This window comes from bacterium Scap17, from assembly GCA_013376735.1.
In the GTDB taxonomy this organism is placed as follows: Bacteria; Pseudomonadota; Gammaproteobacteria; order Pseudomonadales; family Halomonadaceae; genus Cobetia.
Genome location: VINJ01000001.1, coordinates 2,672,756 through 2,698,494 on the forward strand (window position 1 = coordinate 2,672,756; position 25,739 = coordinate 2,698,494).

The 25,739-nt window shown below is 63.5% G+C and carries 25 protein-coding genes; 13 read left to right on the forward strand and 12 right to left on the reverse strand.

Going from position 1 to position 25,739, the window contains the following annotated elements; all coding sequences use genetic code 11:
- The first annotated feature begins 266 nt into the window (after positions 1-266).
- The 6 genes from FLM52_11285 (at position 267) to FLM52_11310 (ending at position 4,946) form a co-directional block, all read left to right on the forward strand.
- Positions 267-1,436, forward strand: a complete 1,170-nt coding sequence (locus FLM52_11285; protein ID NVN56365.1) for a DUF971 domain-containing protein — start codon at positions 267-269, stop codon at positions 1,434-1,436.
- Positions 1,436-2,035 carry an HD domain-containing protein gene (locus FLM52_11290; protein NVN56366.1) on the forward strand — a complete coding sequence of 200 codons (600 nt, stop codon included), beginning with the start codon at positions 1,436-1,438 and terminating at the stop codon, positions 2,033-2,035. Before FLM52_11285 ends, FLM52_11290 begins: the two co-directional genes overlap by 1 nt.
- A 260-nt stretch (positions 2,036-2,295) precedes the next feature.
- Entirely contained in the window at positions 2,296-2,622 is a 327-nt protein-coding gene (locus tag FLM52_11295) for a gamma-glutamylcyclotransferase (protein ID NVN56367.1), read from the forward strand.
- Between the two features lie 162 nt (positions 2,623-2,784).
- Positions 2,785-3,261, forward strand: coding sequence for a GFA family protein (locus tag FLM52_11300; GenBank protein ID NVN56368.1), 477 nt, complete (start codon positions 2,785-2,787; stop codon positions 3,259-3,261).
- Between the two features lie 196 nt (positions 3,262-3,457).
- Positions 3,458-4,540 carry a LysR family transcriptional regulator gene (locus FLM52_11305; protein NVN56369.1) on the forward strand — a complete coding sequence of 361 codons (1,083 nt, stop codon included), beginning with the start codon at positions 3,458-3,460 and terminating at the stop codon, positions 4,538-4,540.
- 76 nt (positions 4,541-4,616) lie between these two features.
- Positions 4,617-4,946: a gamma-glutamylcyclotransferase gene (locus FLM52_11310; GenBank protein NVN56370.1), complete on the forward strand. Its 330-nt coding sequence runs from the start codon at positions 4,617-4,619 to the stop codon at positions 4,944-4,946.
- 107 nt (positions 4,947-5,053) lie between these two features.
- On the opposite strand, the gene FLM52_11315 is transcribed toward FLM52_11310, so the two are convergent.
- Positions 5,054-5,929, reverse strand: a complete 876-nt coding sequence (locus FLM52_11315) for a LysR family transcriptional regulator (protein NVN56371.1) — start codon at positions 5,927-5,929, stop codon at positions 5,054-5,056.
- Between the two features lie 242 nt (positions 5,930-6,171).
- Here FLM52_11315 and FLM52_11320 point away from each other — a divergent pair, with 242 nt between their 5' ends.
- Positions 6,172-6,687: a lactoylglutathione lyase family protein gene (locus FLM52_11320; GenBank protein NVN56372.1), complete on the forward strand. Its 516-nt coding sequence runs from the start codon at positions 6,172-6,174 to the stop codon at positions 6,685-6,687.
- 826 nt (positions 6,688-7,513) lie between these two features.
- Positions 7,514-8,209 (forward strand): haloacid dehalogenase type II, encoded by a 696-nt coding sequence (locus FLM52_11325; protein ID NVN56373.1) that lies wholly within the window; start codon positions 7,514-7,516, stop codon positions 8,207-8,209.
- 223 nt (positions 8,210-8,432) lie between these two features.
- Here FLM52_11325 and FLM52_11330 read toward each other — a convergent pair whose 3' ends face one another.
- Positions 8,433-9,188 carry an IclR family transcriptional regulator gene (locus FLM52_11330; GenBank protein ID NVN56374.1) on the reverse strand — a complete coding sequence of 252 codons (756 nt, stop codon included), beginning with the start codon at positions 9,186-9,188 and terminating at the stop codon, positions 8,433-8,435.
- A 62-nt stretch (positions 9,189-9,250) separates the two neighbouring features.
- Between FLM52_11330 and FLM52_11335 the strand changes: the two genes are divergently transcribed.
- A complete protein-coding gene (locus FLM52_11335; GenBank protein ID NVN56375.1) occupies positions 9,251-10,888 on the forward strand; it encodes an MFS transporter in 1,638 nt (545 codons plus the stop codon).
- A gap of 87 nt (positions 10,889-10,975) precedes the next feature.
- Positions 10,976-12,007, forward strand: a complete 1,032-nt coding sequence (locus tag FLM52_11340; protein ID NVN56376.1) for an HlyD family secretion protein — start codon at positions 10,976-10,978, stop codon at positions 12,005-12,007.
- A gap of 221 nt (positions 12,008-12,228) precedes the next feature.
- On the opposite strand, the gene FLM52_11345 is transcribed toward FLM52_11340, so the two are convergent.
- The 5 genes from FLM52_11345 to FLM52_11365 form a co-directional block, all read right to left on the reverse strand.
- Positions 12,229-12,597 carry a hypothetical protein gene (locus tag FLM52_11345; protein NVN56377.1) on the reverse strand — a complete coding sequence of 123 codons (369 nt, stop codon included), beginning with the start codon at positions 12,595-12,597 and terminating at the stop codon, positions 12,229-12,231.
- On the reverse strand, positions 12,594-12,992 hold the full coding sequence (locus FLM52_11350) for a hypothetical protein (protein NVN56378.1): 399 nt from the start codon (positions 12,990-12,992) through the stop codon (positions 12,594-12,596). Before FLM52_11350 ends, FLM52_11345 begins: the two co-directional genes overlap by 4 nt.
- A 293-nt stretch (positions 12,993-13,285) precedes the next feature.
- Complete coding sequence (locus FLM52_11355) at positions 13,286-14,506, reverse strand: ABC transporter substrate-binding protein (GenBank protein ID NVN56379.1); 1,221 nt, start codon at positions 14,504-14,506, stop codon at positions 13,286-13,288.
- Entirely contained in the window at positions 14,506-15,357 is an 852-nt protein-coding gene (locus FLM52_11360; GenBank protein ID NVN56380.1) for an ABC transporter ATP-binding protein, read from the reverse strand. Before FLM52_11360 ends, FLM52_11355 begins: the two co-directional genes overlap by 1 nt.
- Positions 15,354-16,436, reverse strand: coding sequence for an iron ABC transporter permease (locus FLM52_11365; protein ID NVN56381.1), 1,083 nt, complete (start codon positions 16,434-16,436; stop codon positions 15,354-15,356). Before FLM52_11365 ends, FLM52_11360 begins: the two co-directional genes overlap by 4 nt.
- Positions 16,437-16,871: 435 nt before the next feature.
- Between FLM52_11365 and FLM52_11370 the strand changes: the two genes are divergently transcribed.
- Positions 16,872-17,669, forward strand: coding sequence for a dienelactone hydrolase family protein (locus tag FLM52_11370; protein NVN56382.1), 798 nt, complete (start codon positions 16,872-16,874; stop codon positions 17,667-17,669).
- A 111-nt stretch (positions 17,670-17,780) separates the two neighbouring features.
- Here the strand turns inward: FLM52_11370 and FLM52_11375 are convergent, their stop codons facing one another.
- Complete coding sequence (locus tag FLM52_11375) at positions 17,781-18,866, reverse strand: endonuclease (protein NVN56383.1); 1,086 nt, start codon at positions 18,864-18,866, stop codon at positions 17,781-17,783.
- A gap of 402 nt (positions 18,867-19,268) precedes the next feature.
- Between FLM52_11375 and thiM the strand changes: the two genes are divergently transcribed.
- Both thiM and thiE read left to right on the forward strand, forming a co-directional pair.
- Positions 19,269-20,120: a hydroxyethylthiazole kinase gene (thiM, locus tag FLM52_11380; GenBank protein ID NVN56384.1), complete on the forward strand. Its 852-nt coding sequence runs from the start codon at positions 19,269-19,271 to the stop codon at positions 20,118-20,120.
- On the forward strand, positions 20,110-20,733 hold the full coding sequence (gene thiE / locus FLM52_11385) for a thiamine phosphate synthase (protein ID NVN56385.1): 624 nt from the start codon (positions 20,110-20,112) through the stop codon (positions 20,731-20,733). Before thiM ends, thiE begins: the two co-directional genes overlap by 11 nt.
- 124 nt (positions 20,734-20,857) lie before the next feature.
- Here thiE and eat read toward each other — a convergent pair whose 3' ends face one another.
- The 4 genes from eat to FLM52_11405 all read right to left on the reverse strand — a co-directional run bounded on the left by eat (position 20,858) and on the right by FLM52_11405 (position 25,723).
- Positions 20,858-22,276 carry an ethanolamine permease gene (gene eat / locus FLM52_11390; GenBank protein NVN56386.1) on the reverse strand — a complete coding sequence of 473 codons (1,419 nt, stop codon included), beginning with the start codon at positions 22,274-22,276 and terminating at the stop codon, positions 20,858-20,860.
- A 72-nt stretch (positions 22,277-22,348) separates the two neighbouring features.
- The gene (locus tag FLM52_11395; GenBank protein NVN56387.1) at positions 22,349-23,209 is read right to left on the reverse strand and encodes an ethanolamine ammonia-lyase subunit EutC; all 861 of its coding nucleotides are present in this window, start codon (positions 23,207-23,209) and stop codon (positions 22,349-22,351) included.
- Positions 23,206-24,612, reverse strand: coding sequence for an ethanolamine ammonia-lyase subunit EutB (locus FLM52_11400; GenBank protein NVN56388.1), 1,407 nt, complete (start codon positions 24,610-24,612; stop codon positions 23,206-23,208). Before FLM52_11400 ends, FLM52_11395 begins: the two co-directional genes overlap by 4 nt.
- A 178-nt stretch (positions 24,613-24,790) precedes the next feature.
- Positions 24,791-25,723 carry a MurR/RpiR family transcriptional regulator gene (locus FLM52_11405; protein ID NVN56389.1) on the reverse strand — a complete coding sequence of 311 codons (933 nt, stop codon included), beginning with the start codon at positions 25,721-25,723 and terminating at the stop codon, positions 24,791-24,793.
- Positions 25,724-25,739: the final 16 nt, after the last annotated feature.

Genomic DNA, 25,739 nt, shown 5'->3' on the forward strand with positions numbered 1-25,739 from the left:
ACCCCTAGAATCGCTTACCATATGACAACAAAACTGCGTTTTTCGTTAATGGCTTTCTGTAAGCCTCTGTTTTTATTAAGCACATAAAATAAGCGGGATTATTTATCAATCTGACACCAGTACACTTCATGGGCCATTACCTCGGGCTCCATCCGCCCCATAAGAAAAATGCATGCCCTCCGATAACACTCACCCCCTACTTAGGTCCCATGCCTCGCTCCCATAATGGCCACGGTATACAACCGTGCTAATGGAGAGATGCCTGCATGCCCCTGACCAATGCCCTGTCCGACGCGCTGCCGCTGACCCTGAGCGAGTCGCCGCTGTCACTGAATCTGATCACCGCCGAAGGCCTGGAGCCGGTTAGCCCGCTGTGGCTGCGCGAGCGCACCCAGGACCCGGAGCAGCTCGATGAGGTGACCACTCAGCGCCTGTTCGATTCGCATGCCATCGACGTCAACCTCGAGCTGACCGCGGCGCGCCCAGTCGACGAGACGCACGTGGAATTCACCTTCAGTGACGGGCATTGCGAGGTGTATGACCTCACCATGCTGGCGCATGAACTACAGGGCATCACGCCGTTCCCCAAGCCCGAGAGCTGGGATGCGAGCATCGATCAGCAGGCGCAGCGCGTCGACTGGGAGAAGATGGGCAACAATGAGGACTTCCAGAAGGCATTGAAGGCCTATCTGCGCTTTGGCTACCTCATCGTGCAGAACGTGCCGACCGATCCGGAGCGCATTCTGGAAGTGGCCGGTCACTTCGGCTACGTCAAGGACACCAATTTCGGCAGCTACTTCGAGGTGTACTCGCGTCCGACGGGCAATGACCTGGCCTACCGCAGCGTGGCGCTCGGGCCGCACACCGACAACCCGTATCGTGATCCGGTGCCGGGCATCCAGATGCTGCACTGCCTGGTCAACGAGACCACCGGTGGCCTGTCCACGCTGGTCGACAGCCTTAATGCGCTCAAGCAGCTCAAGGCCGAGATGCCGGAAGGTTATGAACTGCTGCGCACCACGCCGGTCGGCTTCCGCTTCCTGGACGCCGGCACCGAGCTGACTACGCGTCGCTGCGTGATTCGCGAGAATTCCGATGGTGAGCCCATCGGCGTCAACTACAGCCCGCGTCTTGATCATCTGCCGCACATGTCGCTGGAGAACACTCGCCGCTACCATCAGGCCCGCCAGCGTCTGGGGCAGCTGTTCCAGGACCCAACCAACGAGATTCGCTTCCAGCTCGAATCCGGAGAGCTGATGATGTTCGACAACACCCGCGTGCTGCATGGCCGTACCGCGTTCGACACCAATGAGGGGCACCGCCACCTGCAGGGCTGCTACATGGACAGCGACGGCCCGCGTGAGCGCTTCGCCACCACCCTGATGCGTCAGCGTCAGCAGCAGGCACAACAAGAAAACCGTGAGGAAATGGCGTAATGGATCAGGTTTCATTCACCCAGATGAAGGATGGCACCGCCGAAGACTATGCGTTGCTCGAGCGTCTTGAAGATCAGTTCAATGAAGGGCTGGTGGAGCGTCTCAAGCTTGCCCTGCGCAAGCTCGATGATGGCCTGAGTGGCTACAAGGTCAGCCGTCTGGAGCATTCCCTGCAGTCAGCGGCACGCGCCGAGGCCGATGGCGCCGATGACGACCTGGTCGTTGCCACCCTGCTGCATGACCTCGGCGATGAGCTGGCACCTTACAATCACTCGCAGCTGGCCGCTGCCATCATTCGCCCGTACGTGCGTGCCGAAGTGACCTGGATCATCCATCACCACGGCCTGTTCCAGAAGTTCTACTACGGCCACTTCTACGGCGAGGACCGCAACGAGCGAGAGATCTACAAGGACCACCCCTGGTATCAGAAGTGCGTGGATTTCTGCGAGCGTTATGATCAGGCCGCCTTCGATCCCGACTACCCGACCCCGCCGCTGGAGCACTTCGAACCGGCACTGCGTCGCGTCTTCGCGCGCAAGCCCTTCGATCCGGACGTGATCGGCGAAGAGCCAGCCGGCGGTTTCGACAGCCGCGTCTGAGCATATGAAGGCGGGGGCGTGAAACGCGACTGACTCTCTTCTCCTGCACTCCCTCGCTTGACCCTTGCCCTCACTGGCTCGCCCAGTGGGGGCAATGTAGTTTGTGGGCGTAGCGTTGAGTGCGCCACATCAACAAGGGGTTGAACCTTGCCACTCAGCCTACATCATCACTGACTAACGTCAGCGTCAATGAAGGCGGTGCCGATACGGCCGTCTTTCCCTCGCGGATCACCCCCTTCCCCAACCCGACAGGTAGACGCATGGAACATCTCTTCATCTACGGTCCACTGGGCCCCGGCGGCCTCAATGAGCATGTCATCACCAATATCGATGGCGAATGGCGCTCGGCCTATCTACGCGGCCGACTGGAAAACACCGATCACGGCGATGAGCACAACTTCCCGGGGCTGGTCATCGACCACTCGGGCCAGGTGATACGCGGCCAGGTGTTCTCCTCGGCGCAATTGCCGGAGCATTGGGATGCTCTCGATGACTTCGAGGCCCCCATCTATCAGCGCACCATCACGACCGTCATTCTTGATGACAATCGTGAACTCGAGGCCTATGTCTACGCCCTGCCGCAGTAAGACTCACGTGCGGCGCGGATAGCGGATGGCTCGTGCAAGTGCTGGATGACCGTGTATAACTGCCCGCCGCCTTGCGCCCGGATGGCGTAACATTGTCCTTCGGGCGATGCATGGCCAGTCAGCGCCAGCGTCCTCTTTCATGCATCACAAGGGAGACCCCTCATGCAGCTTGTAGGTTCCTGCCACTGCAAGGCCGTCACATTCCAGCTCGAATCGCCGCACCCCTATCCGTATCAGCGCTGTTATTGCTCGATCTGTCGCAAGACGGCGGGCGGCGGTGGCTACGCGATCAACCTGGCGGGCGATGCCGACACCCTGAAGGTGGAAGGTCGGGACAATCTCTCCATCTATCACGCGGTGACCGACGGGGTAGAAAGTCCGGCGGAGCGCCACTTCTGCAAGCGCTGCGGCAGTGCGCTGTGGCTCTACGATGCCCGCTGGCCGGAGCTGATCCACCCTCAGGCGGGGGCGATCGACACCCCGCTGCCCGTACCGCCGGAGCATGTTCACATCATGCTCGACAGCAAGGCCAACTGGGTGGAAGTCGCGCACGAAGCGCGTGATGCTCATCATGCCGAGTATCCCGAAGAAAGCATTGCCGCCTGGCATGCGCGGATTGCCGAGCGCGACACCGACTGATATCGGCGGCGCGTCAATCAGGGCCAGCTACATCATCGTTCAGGATCCGGCGCGACCTTGATCAGAGTCAGGTGCGACCTCACGGCTTGATCCACCGGGGTGAGCGTTGATGTCATTCGCTGCCTCGCGTATAAGTGCCGCCTATACAGGGCGGCGCTCCTGTTCGTCTCCAGTAGTTGCTGGCTGATGCCTTCTCATGCCTGATCCAGGCAATCGCCCGAGCCATCAGCCAGGCCATCATCTAGGCCAAAACAGTACGACAGGAGCGCCGCGACAGCGCATCACAGTGAGGACTCTCGTGCCGGCCCGAAAGACAAGCTCCCCAGCGCCGCTGGAAAGCGCAAGCCCTCTGGATGGCCTGCCCTCCCTGCGCGGGCTGGTCGCCTTTGACGTGACGGTGCGTCTGGGGTCGATGACGGCCGCCGCCAGTGAGCTGGATACCACCCAGCCCACCATCTCCCAGCGCATCCGCGCGCTGGAGGAGCACCTGGGCCATCCGCTGTTCGATCGCCAGGGCGGCCGACTGATCCTCAACCACTACGGCGAGACCTTCCATGCCGAACTGGCAGGCGGGCTTGGCAAGGTATGCAGTGCCGTCACGGAAGCACGTCGCAAGGTGCACAAGCCGACGCCGCGCATCACCATCGCCGCGGGCGCCGGTTTCGCGCATGTCTGGCTGCGCCCGCGTCTGGAGCGGCTGGAACAGGACTTCCCCGACTGTCACTTCACGCTGCTGCCGATCGATCGCGATGAAGACCCGCAGATGCAGCAGGCCGACATCGCGATCCGCTTCGGCCCGCCGCTGACGGGCGATCATCGCGATACGCTGGTGGTCGCGGAGCGTGCCTTCCCGGTCTGCTCCCCGGACTACGCCCGGCGTCATGGGCTCGAGAAGGGGCTGGACGCCGAGGCGCTGTCGCGCATCACCCTGCTGCATCTGGACATGCGCGATACCCGCTGGCTGGACTGGGCCACCTGGTGTCGCCACGCGGGGCTGCCGGTGCCGCGCCTCGACAAGGCTTTCCCCTACAACAACTTTCCGCTGACGCTCAATGCCGCCGTCAATCATCAGGGCGTCGCGCTGGGCTGGAGCCACGTCATCCAGGACCTGCTCGACAACGGCTCGCTGATCGCCCTGACGCCGCATATCTCGCGGGACCGCCACGGCTATCGCATGAGTGTCCGCCACCCCAACAGTGCCGTGATCCAACCCATCACCCGCTGGCTGACACGCGAATTTTCCGGCCTCGAGATTCCGGGGCCCTCAAGGCAGCCGTGAGCGGCCGCAAGCCCTCGATACGTCCGGCGCGCGCCGCCGAGACAGACTTCTCCCCCGACGAACGACAGAGACTCCCATGCAGCATCTTTTCATCTACGGAACCCTCGGCCCGGGCGGCCCCAACGAACACGTCATGCTCGACATTGGCGGCAGCTGGACACCCGGCACCCTCAAGGGCCGCCTGGAGGCAGCTGGCTGGGGGGCTGAGATGGGCTTTCCTGGGCTGAGACTGGATGAGGCGGGCGACACCATCCGCGGTCACGTCTTCTCCTCCGACAACCTGGCCGATCACTGGCAGGCGCTGGATGATTTCGAAGGCAGCGAATACCTTCGCCAGCCGGCCACGATCACGCTGGAAGATGGCAGCACCCTGACGGCACAGGTCTATGCGCTGAGCCAGCCGTAAGCTACTCCATGAACTGTTTCATGAACTGCTCCACAAGCTGATCAGTGCGCCGATGCCTGAGCGTCGAGGTCTGTGCGCCGAGGTCTGAGCACTGATGCCTCGGCGCGCTACAGCGACACCTTCAGATACTCCAACACCCGTCTGGCGCGCGCCGAGAGCGGCCATTCCGCACGCGTGAGCAGCCACAGGGTATCGACCACCTCCGTACTGCCCTCAGGCGGTGGCACCACCCGGATGGCCTGATGATCAGGAAAGGCCTCACGGGCATGGCGCGGCACGACGCTGAAGCCCAGCCCGCGGGCGACCGGCTCCAGAATCAGGCTGATCTGGTTGGTGGAGCCACTACGCGGCAATGAGCTGATGCCCGGATTGCCCGGGAAGCGCCGACTCAACAGGCGCGAGGCCATGTCCTGACCATCCGGGTGATCGATGAAGCCCAATGTCTCGAGATCCCCCCAGTCATGGATCTCGCCCCCCGCCGGCACCACCAGCTCGAGGGGCTCACGCGCCCACTCCGTCACGCTCAGGCGCGGGTCATCGGGCTTGAGCGTGACGATCCCCAGCTCGAAGCGATTCTCCAGTACGGCCTCCACCACCTCGCGCGTCGGCGCGAAGCGATGGTGGACATTGAGGCCCGGCGACTCCTGCTGAAGCGCCAGCAAGCGCGGATAGATCGCCAGGCCAATGCTGCCCGGCGTGATCAGCCGAATGTCGCCATGACTGTCTTCATTGCCTGCCAGCCGCTGGGCCAGGCGCTGCTCGGCGGTTTCCATCTCACGCGCGAAATCCAGCAGTGCATGGCCGGCCGGCGTCAGCTCGATCTTGCGCGGATGACGAATCAACAGCGTGCCAAGTCGGGTTTCCAGCTGGCGCACATGCTGACTGACAGCGGCCTGGGTCAGATCGAGCCGCTCCGCGGTGCGCGTGAAGTTGCCGACACTCACCAGGGTGCGAAAGGTGCGTAGCCATTGGGGTTGCAGCATTCAAGCTCCTGGGGGCTGGAAGAATCAGGGGCAGAGTCAGGGGGCAGTATCAGGAAGTCAGCGTCGGAGGAGTAGCATCAGCAGAACTACGACGGAGAACTCCTACCGCCATAAGCAAGTCTTATCATTATCATAACACCTACGTAGTTTTCATTATTGCTCATGACGCCCAAGATGGCATCCAACGTCACGCAGGCAGCGACCGAACCATTTCCTTCACGACTCACATATCGAGGTGACTCATGAGCAACGAAAAGACCACACCGTATCCGCGCACCTTCTCCCACATCGGCCTGTCCGTCGGTGATGTGGAAGCTGCGGTCAAGTTCTACACCGAAGTGCTGGGCTGGTACGTGGTGATGGAGCCGACCACCATCACCGAAGATGACTCCGCCATCGGCGTGATGTGCAGCGATGTCTTCGGTCCGGGTTGGGGCAGCTTCCGTATCACACACCTGTCCACCGGCGACCGTATCGGCGTCGAGATCTTCGAATTCCCGAACCACGAGACGCCGGAAAACAACTTTGAGTACTGGAAGACCGGTATCTTCCACTTCTGTGTCCAGGACCCGGACGTAGAAGGTCTGGCCGAGCGTATCGTCGCCGCCGGCGGCAAGCAGCGCATGCCGGTACGCGAGTACTTCCCGGGCGAGAAACCGTTCCGCATGGTGTACATGGAAGACCCGTTCGGCAACATCCTCGAGGTCTACAGCCACAGCTATGAAATGACCTACGCCGCCGGTGCCTACCAGAACTGAGCACGGCCGCAGACGTCAGATACAACAAGGCCCCGCCATGGCGGGGCCTTGTTGTATCCGCTGCGTGTCTTGATGGCCTCGCGGCCTGACACCTTCTCCATGCCATGCCTTGGCCTGTCCTGCCGTTAGCCACGATGTGATATCTGTACAACTCTTGCCGGTACACATCGAAGCATGCAACGCCTCCAATACGCTCCTTGAGGTGGCGAGCCCCGGGCACTGCCGATCTGTCGGCACAGGCCTCCTGGGGGCTGTCTCGTCAGCCCCCCCCTTCATATCAGGCATGAAAAAACCCACCCTGGCGGGTGGGCTCTTGCGTGAAGCCATGGGCCAGCGCACCGCAGGATCATTCCGTCTCGCGGGCCGAATCACCCTGCTCGATACGGGTCAGTAGCCTGTCAAAGACGCCAGTCGCCAACAGCACAAAGGTGACGGCCAAGCCAAGCCCCATCCAGATAGCGATATTGCTCATTGTCCCTTACCCCTGCTGTTTTCTTGGTTTTTTCAGCCCTTCTGCGACGCAATATGGCGTAAATTCAATATTTGTACAACATTTGATCATGAAAATGTCGACCTCCGTCTGGCGCTGAAATTACCGGTGCCATTCCAGACCTCTGACCGGCGTCATCACGCTGCCAGCGGCCATGATTTGAGCAATCGCTCAACAAGGGGTAGTCTTGCGCCATGAAGCATGAAGAAGCGGCGTGGGCTTGCCTGCACTGATTCCTTGGCGCTGAGCCGTTGGTGCTGCCCCCCTGGCGCCACCCGTGCCTGCTACCTCGCTTCGCGCCTACTGCATTTCTGAAATATCACCCCAGGAGTCACCATGCCTGACACGACCTTTCCCGACGTACTGGTGTTCGACGTCAACGAGACACTGCTCGACATCACCACGCTCTCGCCGTTGTTCTCACGCGTGTTCGGTGATGAAAGCGTGTTGCGCGAATGGTTCGCACAGCTGGTGCTGTACTCGCAGACCATGACGCTCTCCGGGCGCTACACCCCCTTCGGTGCGCTCGGCGTGGGCGCCCTCAAGATGGTCGCTGACATCCATCAGGTCAGACTCGCGGATGGCGATATCGATGAGCTCAAGTCGCGCATGGCCGAGATGCCGGCCCATCCCGATGTCGCCCCGGCACTTGAGCGTCTCAAGCAGGCCGGATTCCGCCTGGTGACACTGACCAATTCCCCCGCAGGCGCCTCCCCGACACCGCTGGAAAAGGCCGGCATCAGCGATGCCTTCGAGCGGCATTTCAGCGTCGACAGCGTAGGGCAATTCAAGCCGGCGCCGGCCACCTATCGGTATGTCGCCGAGCAGCTCGAGGTCGAACTGGGCGACATGTGCATGATCGCCTGCCATGTGTGGGACACCATCGGAGCCCAGGCCGCCGGCATGCAGGGGGCTCTGCTGACACGTCCGCACAATGCCGTGCTACCCGCCGAGAATGTGCCGACCCCGGACTTCATCGCCGCGGAGCTGATGACCCTGGCGGACCAGCTGATCGCGGCCAGAGAGGCCTGAGCGAGCTTCGGCCTCTGAGCTCTCTTTATAAACTCTCTATCCAAACTCTCTATCCAAACTCAGTTTCTCAGCTCTGTCTCTGAATGCTGCCTAGTAAATAAACGCCGCTCGCCCATTCGGGTGAGCGGCGTTGCTGTGCCTGCCTTCCTGTTCGCTCTCTCCACCACCTCGTCGTTCGATCCGCCGCCGCACATGGCAGCCTTGCCGCCTTGGCGGGGCGCCCTCACTTGAGTGAACGAAAGGTCTTGAGCATCTCGTCACGCGTCGCCTGCAGCGCGGCCTGAATCTCCGCCCTGTGCTCGCTGATGCGCCATGAGGGGCCGACCACGGACACGGAGTAATGGCCCTGGCTGGTCTCCAGGCCGATTCCGATCGCACCGACCCCCTGCATATGCTCATCCTCATCATGGCCGATGCCGGTGCGACGCACCTCGGCCAGTTGCGTCAGCAGTGCCGGCATCGCGAGGGTGTTATGCGTGTAGGCCGTGAGATCCGTCCCCAGCAGGCGCTCCACCTGCTCATCCTCGAGATGCGAGAGCAGCACCTTGCCGCTGGCTGTCGCATGCAATGACAGGAAGTTGCCGGCCATCGGCGATACCCGCAGCGGCAGCGGCGACAACACCGAGTGCAGTATCAGCAGCTCGTTGCCGCTCAGACTGCAGAGCACCACCGTTTCCTCGGTGGTGACGCTCAACGCCTCCAGAAACGACTTGGCATGCGTGGTGATATCGAGCTGGCTATGACGCGCCAGCCGCATCAGCGCAGAGCCGAGCCGTATCCCGCCATGGCCGTGGATTTCCAGCAGGTCTTCCTGGGCCAGCGCATCGACCAGCCGCTTGACGGTCGAGCGCGGCAGATCGTTCCTGGCGGCGATCTCCCCCAGGCTCATGCCCTGCTCACTACCTTCCAGACTCTTGAGGATCGCCGCCACCCTGGCCACGACCTGCACGCCACTACCTTCTCTTGTGGACACGGACACAACTCCTTAACAAGCTAACTACTTGCCTAACAAAACCACTAAGTGGTACAGTGCACCGCATGATGATACACCCAAACGTGTCTAGCGCTTCACCTCAAAACGGGAACTCTACAGTGGCCGCTCCTCAACCCTTCAATCTACGACTCGCACTCGGTCTTGTGGGCATTCTGCTCGCATCACTGATGTCCGGTGTGGGAGAGCGCGTCACGCAGACCGTCCTGACGGATGTGGTCGGACACTTCGGCTTCTCCCACGATGAGGGCAGCTGGCTGACCACCCTCTACAGCGCGGCGCAAGTCTCGATGATGCTGCTCGCCGGCTGGCTGGCGGTCACCTTCAGCCTGCGCCGCTTCGCGATCGGTGCCTGCCTGTCATTGGCCCTGTTCTCGCTGCTGGTACCCCTGGCCGACAGCTTCCCGCTGATGGCGGGGCTGCGCGTGGCCCAGGGCCTGGCGTCCGGCAGCATCCTGCCGCTGTTGATGATGTCGGCGCTGCGCTTCCTGCCGTGGCACAGCAAGCTCTATGGCCTGTCGGCCTATGCGATGACGGCCACCTTCGGCCCTTATCTGTCGGCACCGCTGGCCGCTCTCTATGGCGACCTGGGCGACTGGAATCTGGTGTTCTGGGAAACCGCGCCGGTATGCCTTCTTGCCGCCGCGCTGGTCTCCTGGGGCCTGCCGCAGGACCCGCTCAAGCTGGAACGCTGCAAGCAGTTCGACTGGCTCGGTGCCTTGTTGGGCGTCACCGCCCTGTGCGCGCTGGTCGCCGGCATGACCCAGGGTGAGCGACTCGACTGGGGCAACTCGCCGTTGATCGTCGCCCTGCTGACCACGGGCGGGCTGGTCTTCGTGACCTTCCTGATCCATGAGTGGTTCCACCCGATGCCACTCTACAAGCTGCAGCTGCTGGCACGCCGCAACTTTGTCTTCGGCATCATCACCATATGTACCTTCATGTTCCTGACCCTGGCCGCCGGCACCATTCCCGCCGCCTTCCTGGGGGAAGTGCAAGGTTATCGCCCCATGCAGCTGTTCCCGGTCATGTTGACCATGGCCCTTCCACAGCTGCTGCTGGCACCGCTGGTGGCGACACTGATCAACCGCAAGAGCGTCGACAGCCGCTACGTGATGGCCACGGGCCTGGTGTTGATCCTGATCAGCTGCCTGCTGGGCTCGCAGCTCACCAGCGACTGGAATCGCGACAACTTCTATCTCATCGAGGTGCTCAACACCCTGGGCCAGCCGATGGTGGTGGTACCGCTGCTGATGAATGCCACCGGGGCGGTCAGCCCGCTGGAAGGGCCGTTCGCCACCGCGATGGTCAACTCGCTGCGCGGCCTGTTCACGGTGGTAGCCTCCACGGTCTACGGAAGCTTCCTCGTCACGCGTGAAGCCCTGCACACCATCCGCCTGGGCGAAGCACTCGGCCTGCAGGGCAATCAGCCCGCCGGACTCATCCAGGTCGACGCGGCAAGCGATATCACCACGCGCATCTCCGAGCAGGCCTCCGTGATGAGCTATGCGGATGCCTACCTCGCCATCATCCCCTTCGTGGTGGCGCTGCTGATACTGGTCATGGTGCTGCCGATCCGCGCCTGGCCGCCCCAACCGGCACCGGCAGCTCAATCACCAGACCGATCACCAGAGCCAGCACAGCGCTCTCAGTCTCAGCCCTCTCAAGCACAACCCTCCGGGGCATAGACACAGACACAGGCAGCGGCAACCAGCTAGCCAGGATTCAGCCACTCCCCCCCTTCTTCGACATAGACGACGAGATACGACACCGACATGAACAAGACACGTACCACCCTACTGTTGAGCGTTCTGGCGCTCCTGCTGGTCGCGACCTACGCGGGCCTCTACTGGAAGGGCCACGATGGCCGCGAAGCCACCAACAATGCCTATGTGCGCGCCGATAGCGTGATGGTGACCACACGCGTCGCGGGCCAGATCGACAAGGTGCTGGTGGAAGACAACGAAGTGGTCAAGGAAGGCCAGATCCTGGCCACGCTGGATGACCGCGATTACCAGGCCTCCCTGCACTCCACCCAGGCCGATCTCGCCGCCCAGCAGGCAGCGGTCGACGACCTGGATGCCAACATCGAGCGTCAGCACGCCGTCGTGCAGCAGTCCATCGCGGAAGTGAAGTCCACCCAGGCCTCGCTGCGTTATGCGCGCAATGATGCCAAGCGTTACCGCAGCCTGCGCATGACCAACGCCGCCTCCCAGCAGGACAAGGAAAAGGCCGATGAACAGCAGGGCATCTGGGAAGCCAATCTCGTGCAGGCCCAGGCGGCACAGCGCTCGGCAGAAAAGCAGATCGGCGTCCTTGAAGCCCAGCGCGTGGAAGTCCTGGCCGAGGTCGAACGCTCACGTGCAGCACTCGAGCAGGCGGAACTGAACACCGGCTATACCGTCATTCGTGCGCCGAAGGACGGCATCATCACCCAGCGCTCACTGCGTGTCGGTGCCTACGTGCAACCGGGTGATTCGCTGCTGGCCATCGTGCCGCACAAGGAAGCCTATGTCGTCGCCAACTATCTCGAGACCCAGATGGCCGAGATAGCGCCGGGCCAGCCGGTCGAGATGACGCTGGATAGCCTGCCGGGCAAGACCTTCACTGGCCATGTCGACAGCATCGCACCGGCCTCCAGCAGCGCCTTCTCGGCCGTGGCCAGCGAGAACGCCACCGGCAACTTCACCAAGATCACCCAGCGCATGCCGGTCAAGATCGTGTTCGACGCGAACCAGCCCGACTTCGACAAGGTACGCATCGGCATGTCCGTGATCGCCCATGTCACTACCCAGCCACAATCCTGATTCGACACGCGGCTCGGCAGGTGATTGCGCCGGCAACTCCCATGCCATGTCACTCTGGCACGTGCCATGGCCTCCTGAGCTGCCATACGATTGTCGCCGCACGAGGCCGGAGTCATCACCTGCGCCATCGGGTCTGAACCGAAAAGCCCCCGTGCGTCACTGACGCACGGGGGCTTTCTTCGTTGACCAGCACGACCTCAATCAGCACGCTCGCGCATTGCCTACGACTGACACAGCTGCCAGGCGTCGTGGTCGATATCGAGCATGGCGGCGATGGCGGCCGAGGCGATGACATGCGTCTGGCCACTGGCCTCGTCATGCACATTGAGACCGCCCTGCACCACCGTCACCTCGGCGCGCCCACGGGGAAGCTCGCGCGCCACCGCGTCTGCATCCACGGCGTCCGGCTCCTGGACCGCGATGGTGACCTCGACGCGCATCTGATGGTGATCGATGCCGAGTGACTGGAACATCACGATGGAGGAATGATGCAGGGCGTCATGCACCGCACGGCAGGCGGCCTTGGTGTAGTCCATGCCGTAGAGGTCATTGCCGGTGCCCATCTCGAGAATGATGCGTTGCTCGCTCATGACTGACCTCCTGCCGACTGCCCGGGCGTGGAAGAAGTGGACGCCGCACCGGCGGCCGCCATGTCGAATGACACGATGATGGCGACATTGGCGATCACGCTGATCCCGCTGCCATCCGGCTTGGCCACGTCCAGCCCGCCCTTGACCACGCGCACACTCGGCTGACCGTAGGGAAAGATGCCCAGCAGAGCGTCACAGTCGACCTTGTCGGGCTGCTGCACGCCGACCTCGACCTCGATCAGCATCGCCTCCTTGGCGAAGCCGAAGGCGTCCGCCACGTTGAGCGAGTTGTGCCACAGGGCATCGCGGATGCCACGTGCCGCCGCCTCGGTGTAGTTCTGGCTGCGAATGGAGGTGCCCATGCCGAACTGGGTCACCATGCGTGTCTTGGCCACATTCCCCCCTGGTTTGCTGTCACGCAGAAAGCGCACCGCACTCGGCGCACATCAACGCGGATACTTGAAGAGTCCGATCACCCAGCCTACCCCGCCCAGCAACAGCGCTCCTTGCCAATCGCCCTTGAACAGCGCGATCAGCGCCAGGACGATCGCCACCAGCTGCGCACTGCGCACCGGGCTGGGCGTCACTGGCGGCCTGGGGTCATCGGGCGCTGACATGTAGTCTCCCGTCGATGCCCGGATAGCGTCCTCGGGCGATGAAGGCGTTGCTCCATCGTTTCAGGAAAGTCTCAATCAGGGAATACGACTTCCGTGCGGTGGTTCTTGGGTAGCTGCCCCCAGAAGTGGCCACTGCCGCGCGACAGCGTCGGGTCGTTCATCAGCCAGGCAAAGGTGGCCATGGGGTCGAGGTCGGCAAAGGTCTCGGGGTGCAGCCAGCGCGCGATGGCCTCCAGCGCGACGATGGCATAGGGCCCCTGGTGGAAGCCATGCCACAGCGCCATCACCCGGCCCTGTTTGACGGCATCGAGTGACTGCCAGCCGGGCAGTGTCTGCACCATGCGCGCCAGGTCGTGCTGGATATCCTCCCCCGAGATGCCGATGCCGGCACGCAGGCCATCGCCCTTGGCCCACTGGCCGCCGGTATTGAGAATCGCCTCGGGCGGGTGTGCCAGCACCCACTCCTTGCTGAGGGTGGCACCGCTGACCGGCGCCAGTTCAGCGGCCAGATTGCGCCCGCCGGCCCGCGTGACCAGGTCCGCCACGCCGTTGTGCAGATTGGTACGACAGCAATCCACCTTCACGCCCGGTGCGATGTTGATCAGCACACGCGGCCGTTCGGCAATCGTCGCCAGACGTTCGTCAATCAGCGCCAGATGCGCCGCGATGGTGTCATCCACCTCGCGGGCACGCGCCTCGACGCCGAGCACCTCACCCAGCAGGCGCACGCTGACCGGAGCATCCTGCAGCGGATGATGATTGAACTCGACATACAGCCAGGGAGTGCCAACCTCATCCAGCAGCGCCGCCAGCGGCGAGCCTTCGATACGCGAACGCTGGGAGAGATCGAACAGCACCAGGTCCGGCGTCAACGCCAGCAGGGCCTCGCCCTCGAGGCTCGGCGTCGAGGCGCGACTCAGCGCTGGCAGCGTGGCAAGTTGCGGCCAGCGCGCTTCAAGACGCTCGGTCATCGCCGGGTCAAACACCGCCAGGGGGTAGGCCCAGCCGACGATACGCTCAAGCGGCGCATCCAATAGCGTCAGCAGCGCGTACAACTGGCGCGGCTGGGCCAGGAAGATGCGCTGCGGTGAGGACTCAAGCGTCACCTCGCGCCCGGCGAGATCCGTGACCTGACGCGGAAAGCTGGCCTGGGCCTGTTCAGTAGCGAAGGGCACCTTGGCGACCGGCTCGGCGGCATGGGCAAGGTTGCCCGGCGCGCTTGAGAAGGCGCCTGCAAAGACAGTGGCGAGTGCCAGCAGGCAGGCGCCTGCCAGTCTTGTGCGCCTCGCCATCATCGTCTGGCTCCGGCATCGCGCGTGATATGGCCGATATCGGCCTGGGCCGAGTCGGCGACGCGATCGGTGAGTACCACCGGATGGCCCTGCGAGCAGCTTTCGATCCGTGCCTCGATCCCGTAGGCCTCACGCAGATGATCGGCGGTGATCACCTCCCGCGGGGCCCCGGTGGCCAGCAGGCCGGAGGGCGCGAACAGGATGATCTGATCGCAGAAACGCAGCGCCAGATTGATGTCATGCAGCGCGATCAGGCAGATGGCCTGCTGCTCCTGCACCACACCGCGCACGCCTTCGATCAAGGCCAGCTGCCAGCGCAGGTCCAGCGCGCTGGTCGGCTCATCCAGCAACAGCAGTTGCGGCTGGCGCACCAGCGCCTGGGCGAGACCGACCATCTGACGCTGGCCACCGGAGAGCGTGTCCATGCGTCGGAAGGCCAGCGAATGCAGCGACAGGCGCGCGAAGACCTGCTCGACCAGCGAATCCGTGGCCTCGCGGCTCAACTCGGCACGCGCCGCGCGACAGGCGCTGGCCACGGCTTCATAGGCGACCAGACTGGTCGGCTGCGGCAGCGTCTGCGGCAGGTAGCCAACGTGACGCATGCGGTTCGCCCCGTGCAGCGACGACAGCGCAAGCTCGCCGAGGTGGATGTCGCCCTTGGCCGGACGCATGCCGGCAATCGCCTTGAGGAAGGTCGACTTGCCGACCGCATTCGGCCCGAGCACCCCGACCAGTGAGCCCGCCGGCAGCGGTGGCAGATCGAGTTGATCGAAGATCATGCGCCGCTGATAGCCGGTGGTCAGCTGCGAGATCTTCAAGGAGGCTTGCGAATCAAAGACGTGATGGCTCATCCCTGCCCCCTGCGCTGTCCGAGCAGCAAGGCGAGGAAACAGGGGATACCGATCAACGAGGTCACGATTCCCACCGGCAGCACAAGGCCGGACACCAGCGACTCACTGGCCGTGGCGGCCAGGGACAGCACCAGCGCCCCCGCCAGCGCACTGCCGGGCAGATAGAAGCGATGGTCTTCCCCCAGCGCCAGACGCGCCATGTGCGGCCCGACCAGACCGATGAAGCCGATGGTGCCGACAAAGGCCACCGCCACTGCCGCCAGCAGGCTGACACGCAACAGTGCCGTGCGGCGCAGGCGAGTGACCGGCACGCCGAAGCTGCGCGCATGGTCTTCCCCGGCACGCAGCGCTGTCAGCGCCCAGGCACGCCGCATGGCGAAGGGCAGGCAGACGACCAAGACGCTTGCGATGATCGCGACTCGCTCCCACGAGGCTTCCGACAGGCTGCCCATGGTCCAGAATACCAGCTGCTGCAGCGCATCGGGACTGGCCACGAACTGCACCAGCGCATTGACGGCGTTGAGCACGAAGACCAGCGCGATGCCGAACAGCACGATGACTTCGCGACTGGCGCCATACAGCGATGCCACGGCATCGATGGCCAGAATCGACAGCGCCGCGAACACGAAAGCCATCAGCGCGATGGTGTAGCTGGGCGGCAGCCCCGGCAAGGCGACATCCAGGATGATGACCAGCGAGGCACCAAGCGTCGCCGCGGCGCCCACGCCCAGTGTGAAGGGGCTGGCAAGGGCGTTGTTGAGCACGGTCTGCATCTCGGCGCCCGCAAGCCCCAGGGCTGCACCGACCAGCGCCGCCATCACTGCCGTCGGCAGACGAATCTGCCAGACGATGGCTTCATTGATCGGCCCGTGCGAACCGGGATTGATGAGTTCGCCCAGCAGATCAGACAGCGCGAGATCGGCAGGGCCGGTCATGATGTCGCCAAGAATGGCCAACAGCAGTGCCAGGCACAGCGCGGCGAGAATCACCACACGTTTCCAGGCGAAGCGCCGGTATTGCTGGGCGAGCGGAGGCGACGACTCAGGCGCTGAGGCCTGAGCGTGCGCGGGGGGAGACATCGGACTTTTTTCAATCACCAGCAAGGTCTGCCACTAGGAGGAGGAAGTGAACTTCCATGCATCAGGGCCCACCGCAGCCGCCAGGCAGCTCGGCTATCAGCATGAATCATGCGCAGATGATAATGATTGACGCCTGCAGTCACAATGCACACGGCCGCGACTGGTGACATGTGCGACCCGGCTCACGTCCATTCAACCCAGCCAGGCTGGTGCCGCCAGTCCTTCATACACCAGTCCTTCATACACCAGAGCTTCCCACACCCGCCCTACTCACGCCTGCCCTGCTCACGCACGCTTCGGCAAATACCTGACTCGGCAAATGTCAGGCTCACAAAATGACAGACTCGGTGAACAGGCCGGCAAAAACTTGGTAGCGTCATGACGGGTTGCCATGTTCAAGGCTCGCTCGCCCCTTCTCTTGCTCAGGAGTCTGACATGGCCCGCCTCACTGCAAAGGATTTTGCTCCCGAGTTGCTGGAGCTGTACGACGGATATGTGCATGGCAACATCACTCGCCGCCAGTTTCTGGATCGCGCGGCGGCCTTTGCCGTAGCGGGCATGACGGCCACCTCGATTCTGGCAAGCTTGAGCCCCGACTACGCGCTGGCTTCCCAGGTCGAGTTCACGGACCCCGACATCGTCGCCGAATACATCACCTACCCGTCCCCCGAGGGCCACGGCGAGGTGCGCGCCTATCTGGTGAAGCCCGCCAAGGCCGGCTATATCGCGCTGGCCCCGGACGGACTGAGCTCGGTGGGCGGCTATCCGGGCAATGACCCCAGGGGCAAGGAGCTGCAGGCACAGATCGACCCCGAAAAGCTGATGAATGACTTCTTCGCCGCCATCGATTACCTGATGAGCGAGGACCGCACCACCGGCAAGATCGGCATCACCGGCTTCTGCTACGGCGGGGGCGTCTCCAATGCCGCCGCCGTGGCCTATCCGGAGCTTGCCTGTGCCGTGCCCTTCTATGGCCGCCAGCCGCGCGCCGAGGAAGTCGCCGCCATCAAGCCCCCGCTGTTGCTGCACTATGCGGAGCACGATGAGCGCGTCAATGCCGGCTGGCCCGCCTATGAAGCCGCGCTTGAGGAGCACGACAAGGTCTATGAAGCCTACATCTACCCCGACACCCACCACGGCTTCCACAACGATTCGACGCCACGCTATGACGAACAGGCCGCCAGGCTCGCCTGGGACAGAACGCTTGAGTGGTTTGCCAAGTATCTGACCTGATCCGCTCGACGCAATCTGACTCCTCTCTGAACGACAAGGCCCGCACCCCATGCTTCATCCTTGGGGTGCGGGCCTTGTCATGAGCATGTCAGGACACCATCGGGCCGTCTTTCAGCTGCACAGCATGCCGCTGGCGACGATCTCGCTCAGCGTGCCCTTGCCGATGCCACTGATGCGGGTCAGTTGACCGCTGGAACTCCATGGACGCTGACGGATGATATCGGCGGCGCGTGCCGGCCCGATATTGGGCAGGCGATCCAGCTGATCGGCGTTGGCGGTGTTGAGGTCGATACAGGTCTGACTCGCCGAACTGGAGGCGTTGGATGCACGACTGGCCACCTCTGTGCCCGCCGCCTGCGGCTGGCCGCCGTCCAGTGGCAGCAACGCCAGTGTCTCGCCGGTCACCGACAGATAGATCGGGGCGTGATCGGAGACATCGGCACGCGCCGCCTCATGACTGATACCCAGATAGTCCGGGAAACGGAACACATCGCCGCTGGCGCTGGGCCATTCGCTCGGCACATACCAGATGTTGTCGTAGAGCGAGGCATAGCGGCCATCGGTCTTGGAGAGCGTCGTCGCGCCCTCGGTGATCAGCGGGCGCAGGCCGAGGGTACGCAGGTCTCCCCAGGCAGGCTCATCCGGCGCCATGTTGAAATCGCCCATGATGATCGCCGGGGTGCCGGGCGAGATTTCCTTCATCAGGTCGTAGATATCCGCCAGTGCACGGATTTCCGGCGCGCGATCCGCCTTGCTGTCGCCATAGACGATATGCACGTTGGCGGCGCTGAAGGCCCGCCCGCTGTCCTTCTCGACGAAGGTGGCCAGCAGTGGCTCACGCGAGAACACATCCTCGGGATCGAGATAGACGGTCGCCCCGCCCTGATAAGCGATCGTCTTGTCTCGATACAGATAGGCGTAGCGCTCGGTATAGGCACTGCGCCCTACCTCATGGCTGACCAGGCTGTCCCACTCATCACCGGTCAACGCCTCAAGCTGCTGCTCGAGCTCGCTGACGACCTCCTCCTTCATCACCTCCTGCAGACCGATCAGATCCATATGGCTCGCCACCGCCGCGACCTGCTCGAGATGCTTGCCGTTGTTCCAGCCGGCATGCTTCAGATTCCAGCTGGCGATCACCGCATCCGCCTGACTGCTGGCCGCAGCGCCCAGCACTACGGGCACTGTCAGCGCCATCACCACCCTTCTGGCGATGCGCTCAAGTCGAGAACCGCCAGACGGCTGCCGGCCGCGCGAGGGCTTGCTGCTGATGCTCGTACTGTTGCTGCCGTTGCTGGTGCTGCCAGCGATATTGGAGTGATTGTTGCTCGAATTGCTGACGCTACCGCGCTGACCTGTGCGTATCACTGCATGACCCTTGACTGATGACTCGTACAAAAAAGACCGTAAGAGACTGTATCTTATGGGCTTGTCGTCAAGGTTTATAGAACCACGATGTTATTTATTATCCTTTGCGCGACTCTTGATAGATAACAGAGAGCTCCCGCGTCACGTCAGCGCTGGACATTGCCACTTGACCTTTCAGCGCCCGCTTTTACTCTCGAGCGCTGATGCTTCCTTTCTCCAACACGAGATCCCATGACCCCATCGTCATCCCTTTCTCCCGGCAGCCTGCTGAATCAGCTGCGCCAGACCACCCCGCTGGTGCACAACATCACCAATCATGTCGCGATGACACCGACCGCCAACACCCTGCTGGCCATCGGTGCCTCACCGCTGATGGCGCATGCGCAGCAGGAAATCCAGGAGATCTCCGCCATCAGTGCGGCGCTGTCGATCAATATCGGCACGCTCTCACCCAGCTGGATCGAGGCCATGCAGCTGGCCGCGATGTGCGCCCACCGCGATGGCAAACCCTGGGTGCTGGACCCCGTCGGCATCGGCGCCTCGAGCCTGCGCCAGTATGCGTGCCGCGCGCTCTTGGAATATCGCCCCAGCGTGATTCGCGCCAATGCCTCCGAGGTACTGGCGCTGATCGGTGAGATGAGTCAGGGCCGCGGCGTCGACAGCGGCGATGACGGCGAGGATGCGCAGGAGCGTGCCAGTCGGGCCGCCGTCGCGCTGGCGCGCGCGCAGAATTGCGTGGTGGCGATGACCGGCCGTGTCGATATCGTCACCGATGGCAAGCGCCAAATCACGGTTCAAGGTGGCCATGCGCTGATGGGCCGCGTCACTGCCATGGGCTGCGCGCTGAGCAGCGTGGTCGCCGCCTTCCTCGCCGCCTCCCTCGCCACCTCCCTCGACGGACATGACGACGCCCTGCAGGCCACCGCCGCCGCGCTGGCCTGTTACGCCGAGGCCGGTGAGACGGCGGGTCAGTCAGCGCAAGGGCCGGGCAGCTTCGTGCCACGCTTCATGGATGCCCTGTATACTCTCGACGCCGATTCCACCCTGCTAGCCTCTCGTCTGGAGCTGACCGATGTCACTTGATCTGTCCCTTTACCTGGTCACCGACCCTGCGCTGTGCGCCGAGCGCGGCCTGGAAGCCACCGTGATGGCCGCCGTGCGCGGTGGCGTCAGTGTCGTGCAGCTGCGCGACAAGCACGCCAGCGACGCGGAGATGATCGCCCAGGCCATCCGCCTCAAGGCGCTGCTGGACGAGTACGAGGTGCCGCTGATCATCAATGACCGCATCGAGGTCGCGCTGGCCAGTGGCGCCGATGGCCTGCACATCGGTCAGAGCGATGGAGATCCGATCGAGGCGCGTCGCCGTCTCGGCGAGAACGCCTTGATCGGCCTGTCGGTCCAGACGCTTGAGCAGCTCAAGGCTGTCGATGTCGAACGCATCGACTACCTCGGCCTCGGCCCGGTGTATGCCACCCCGACCAAGCCGGATCATGCCGCACCGCTGGGCATCGAGGGGCTCACGCAGCTCGTGCGCTCAAGCCCGCTGCCGACGGTCGCCATCGGCGGCATCTCGCTGGCCAATGCCGGTGAAGTCATGACCAGCGGCACCGACGGCCTCGCCGTCGTCTCGGCGCTGTGCAGTGCCGAAGATCCCGCCGCGGCCGCCCAGCAATTCCTGGCGCAGTATCCTTTCTGATCGGATCTGAACTGAGCTGAATTGAGCGGATCCAAGCCCGCCAGTCACGACAACGCCCGCCATGGTCAGCCATGGCGGGCGTTGTCGTCTTTGCTACCTGAACTGATTGAACTGATTGAGCGGATCAGCTGGTCGCCAGGTCACTCTCGGCATTCGCCACCAGCGCGAACTCCTCCTCGGCGGTCTTCGCCACCAGCCGATGACGGCTGAAGATGGCGTAGTAGGCGATGCCCACCACGAACAGCACCAGGGTGTAATTGAAGGCACGCGGATCGAAGGCATAGACCCCGGTCAACGCGATCAGCGAGAGCACCAGCGCGATGGCGGACGTCACGATGCCGCCCGGTGTGCGATAGGGGCGTGCCAGCGCCGGCTGACGCAGGCGCAGCAGGATATGGCTGGCCGCCATCAGCGCGTAGGAGACTGTCGCCCCCACCACCGCCATGCCCAGGATCAGATCGCCCTCGCCGGTCAGCGAGACCAGGAACCCGAAGATGCCCGGCACCACCAGCGCCCAGGTCGGCGCCTTGCGCTTGCTGGTCAGCGACAGCGTCTTGGGCAGATACCCGGCCCGCGACAGCGCGAAGACCAGACGGCTGTAGCCATAGATGATCGAGAAGAACGACGCCACCAGCCCCGCCAGGGCAAGCACATTGACCAGTGTCGCCAGCCCCTCGCTGCCGGTGGCCTTGAGAGCATCCACCAGCGGCACGGCGCTGCTGCCGATTGCCTCGGCACCCGCAGCGCCGGCCAGCAGGAAGACGACCAGCACGGCGGTGAACATCAGAAACAGCATGGCGCCGATGATGCCACGCGGAACATCACGAGCCGGATTGCGCGATTCCTCTGCCGCCAGCGGCACCCCTTCCACGGCCAGGAACAGCCACATGCCGAAGGGCAGCGCCGCCCAGATGCCATACCAGCCATTGGGCATGAAATCGCTGGCACCCCAGGCATTCGTCGGCGCGATGTCGAACAGGCGACTGCTGTCAAAGTCACCGACCAGCGCGACGGCGGTGGCAATGATCGCGAACACCGCCAGGCCGCTGATCACCATCATCACCTTGAGCGCCTCGCCGACCCCCGCCAGGTGGATGCCGATGAACACCAGATAGAAGATGGCGTAGATGATCGGGCCATTGATGCCCAGCAACGACTCCACCGCGCTGCCGATGAAGATGACGATGGCCGCGGGTGCCAGCGCATATTCGATCAATACCGCAAGGCCGGTGAGATAGCCGCCGGCCGGGCCCATGGCCTGACGCGCGAAGCTGTAACCGCCGCCGGCGGCCGGAATGGCCGCCGACATTTCCGCCAGCGACAGCACCAGCGCCAGATACATGATGCCCATCAACAGTGCGGCGATCGCGAAGCCGCCCCAGCCCGCCTCGCCGATACCGAAATTCCAGCCGGCGAAATCACCGGAGATCACATAGGAGACCCCGAGTCCCGCCAGCAGGACCCAACCTGCCGTGCCCTTCTTCAACTGGCGTCTGGCCAGATAGTCCTGCTCATTCGTGTCGTGATGCGTGTCGCGAGTCATGGTGCCGCCTTGTTGCCGTCAAGCATTGTCATTGTTGGATCGGGAGTTTCCCGCTGCTGCGCTGCCGTCCTATCAGGACAGCAGGAAGTTCTGAATACCGGTGCCGCCTTCCAGCGCCGTCTCGCCGCTTCTGTCCTTGAGACCCACGCCGGTGAGGCCGAGCTTGCGTGCCTCACGCAGCAGGTAGTGCAGACGCTGGGCAGCCATGGCGAAGTCGAGCCCTGCCGGGCGCACGTTGGAGATGCAGTTGCGGCTGGCATCGCTCAGGCCGATGCGCGGCTGCCAGGTCAGATAGAGGCCGAGGCTGTCCGGAGAGCTGAGGCCGGGACGCTCGCCGACCATCACCAGCACTGCTCGGGCATTGAGCAACTCACCGACTTCATCGCCGATGGCGACCCGCCCCTGCTCCACCACGCTGATCGGTGCCAATGACCAGGCATCCGGCCCGTCTTCTGCCAGCGCCTCCAGCAGTGCCGCGATGAAGGGCCCAGCATTGTTCTGCACCGCCAGAGACGAGAGCCCATCGACGACCACGATGGCCAGATCGGCAGGCTGTGCGTCGAGGGCGGACAACTGCTGACGCGAATCCTCATCGAGGCGCCGGCCGTAATCGGGGCGTTGCAGGTAGGTGGTGCGATCCACGGCGCGACTGTGCAGTCGCTGGATCTGCGGAGCGTTCGCGAGCGCTGTGAGCTGATTGAGGTCCTCGATGAGTCGGGGAATCTCCAGCGGCAGGTGGACGGCGTCCTGGGCGCGGGCGTGCGCCAGCTGGAATTCCAACGAACGATTGGTTGGCAGGCTGATGCCGGCACGGCCAAGGCCGATGCGCGCATCCGTGAACTGGCCAAGCCGCTGCCAGGGATTGGGCGTGACGATGGCATCGGGTTCGAGGCTGCGCGGAACCGCGTCAGCAGAGGGCTGTTCAGGGTTCATGCGCCACCTCCTGTCACCTGACGCAGTGAATTGGCGAAGCGGTCGGGCATTTCGCTTGGCAGTGCCTGGGTGGCGACATCGGTGAAGATCTGCATCTCCTCGAGCCAGGCGGCGAATTCGGGCGCCGGGCCCAGGCCCAGCACCCGCCGTGCATAGAGAGCATCGTGGAAGGAGGTGGTCTGATAGTTGAGCATGATGTCATCCGAGCCGGGGATGCCCATGATGAAGTTGCAGCCCGCCACCCCGAGCAGCGTCAGCAGAGTATCCATGTCGTTCTGATCGGCATCGGCATGATTGGTGTAGCAGATGTCGCAGCCCATCGGCAGGCCCAGCAGCTTGCCGCAGAAGTGGTCCTCGAGGCCGGCACGGATGATCTCCTTGCCATTGAACAGATACTCGGGGCCGATGAAGCCGACCACGGTATTCACCAATAGCGGCGAGTACTTGCGCGCCACCGCATAGGCGCGCGCCTCGCAGGTCTGCTGGTCCAGGCCGTGATGGGCATCGGCGGACAGCGCACTGCCTTGGCCGGTCTCGAAATACATCACGTTGTCGCCCACCGTGCCGCGCTTGAGCGACAGCGCAGCCTGCTGTGCCTCCGCCAGCACGGAGAGCTCGACACCGAAGCTCTCGTTGGTGGCCTGGGTGCCGCCGATGGACTGAAAGACGAGATCCACCGGGGCGCCCTGCTCGATGCACTCGAGGGTATTGGTGACGTGGGTCAGCACGCAGGACTGGGTGGGAATCGAATACTTCTGGATCACCTCATCCATCAGACGCATCAGCTTGATGCTCTGGGCCACGTTGTCGGTGGCCGGATTGATGCCGATCACGGCGTCGCCGTTGCCGTAGAGCAGGCCATCGAGAATGCTGGCCGCGATGCCGGTGACGTCATCGGTGGGATGGTTGGGCTGCAGGCGGGTCGAGAGATGGCCGCTCTTGCCGATGGTATTGCGAAAGGCGGTGACCACCTCGCACTTCTTCGCGACCAGAATCAGGTCCTGATTGCGCATCAGCTTGCTGACCGCGGCGGCCATTTCGGGGGTGATGCCGGCGCGCACCTGCGCCAGCAGCGCGGGGGTCGCGAGGTCACTCAGCAGCCAGTTGCGGAAGTCGCCGACGGTGAGATGCGCGATCGGCAGGAACGCCACCGGATCATGCTCATCGATGATCAGGCGGGTGATGTCGTCCTGTTCGTAGGGAATCAGCACATCTTCGAGGAAAGTCTTGAGGGGCAACTCCGACAGACACAACTGAGCGACGACTCGCTCCTCGGCGGTTTCCGCGATCACGCCAGCAAGACGATCTCCGGAGCGGGCGGGCGTCGCCTTGGCCATCAGCTCGGCCAGATTGGCAAAACGATGGACCTGACTGCCCAGGGTGTAACGGTACTCGCGGCTCATGGGAAATTCCTTGCCCTGACGGATGTCATTTCATCTCAGTCGTTTTGCAGGAATCACGCCAATCTCTCTCCATGCCTCTTTGGTCCTGCATACGCCTTGAAGCCGCATTGCGTAGGCCTGCTCTCGCACCACCGTGGTGCATGACCGCGTTCACCTTCGGTGCAGTGAGTCGCGGGCATCAGCCACGTGCGCCCCCCAACTCCGTGATGATCGCCTCGCGCTGCTTGAGCGAGGCCACCCCGGCATCGCCCAGCTTGCTGGCCACCTCACTGAGCAGGCCTTCGGCGAGAAACATGAAAGCGCTCATGCTGTTGCTATAAAAAAGGCTGTGATTGGGCACATGGAAGCTGTAGCGCGCCAGCGGCTCCAGCGGAGAGCTGGCCGAATCGGTCAGCGCGATCACCTCGACACCACGCTTCACCGCCACCTCGGCGCAGGCCACCACGCTCGGGGTATAGGGGAAGCAACTGGCCACCACCAGCACATCACCCGCCGTCAGCTGAGCCAGCGCATCCGCCACGCCCTGACGACTGGCGTCCAGCGGTGCCACGTCCGAGCGCAGCATGCCCAGCCCATAGGCCATGAACAGTGCCAGGGAATTGAACTGTCGCATGCCGTGCAGGCGCACGCGCGGCGCCTCGGCCAGCAAGGTGGTCGCGGCCTCGAAGGCCGCGGCGTCCACCCTCTCCAGCATGCTGAGGATGTTGGCGCTCTCCTGACGCCCCAGCCGCGCAAGCTGGGCCATGGCGCTGCTATCGGCGTCTCGCGCCAGCAGCTGCGAGGCCTGCTGGCTGTAGAAATGCTCGCCATCCGTCACCGCCTGGCGAAAGACGTCCTGAAATCGGCTGAAGCCCTCGTAGCCCAGCCGCTGGGCCAGACGCGAGAAGGTCGAGGCGTTCACGCCGGTCAGCTCCGCCAGCTGGCTGATGGAAGACACCGCCGTGCGTTGCGGGGACTCGATCAGCACCGCCAGCACGCGCCGGGAACTCGCGCCGAGACGAATCTCCACCTCACGGCGATCGATCGCCGCCAGCAACTGCTTCAACCCCTCCAGGGTCTCCGGCGGCGAGCCAGGGGATGCGGGCCCGAGGGCTCGGGAGGATGGGGGCATGGGATACCTCTTTGGC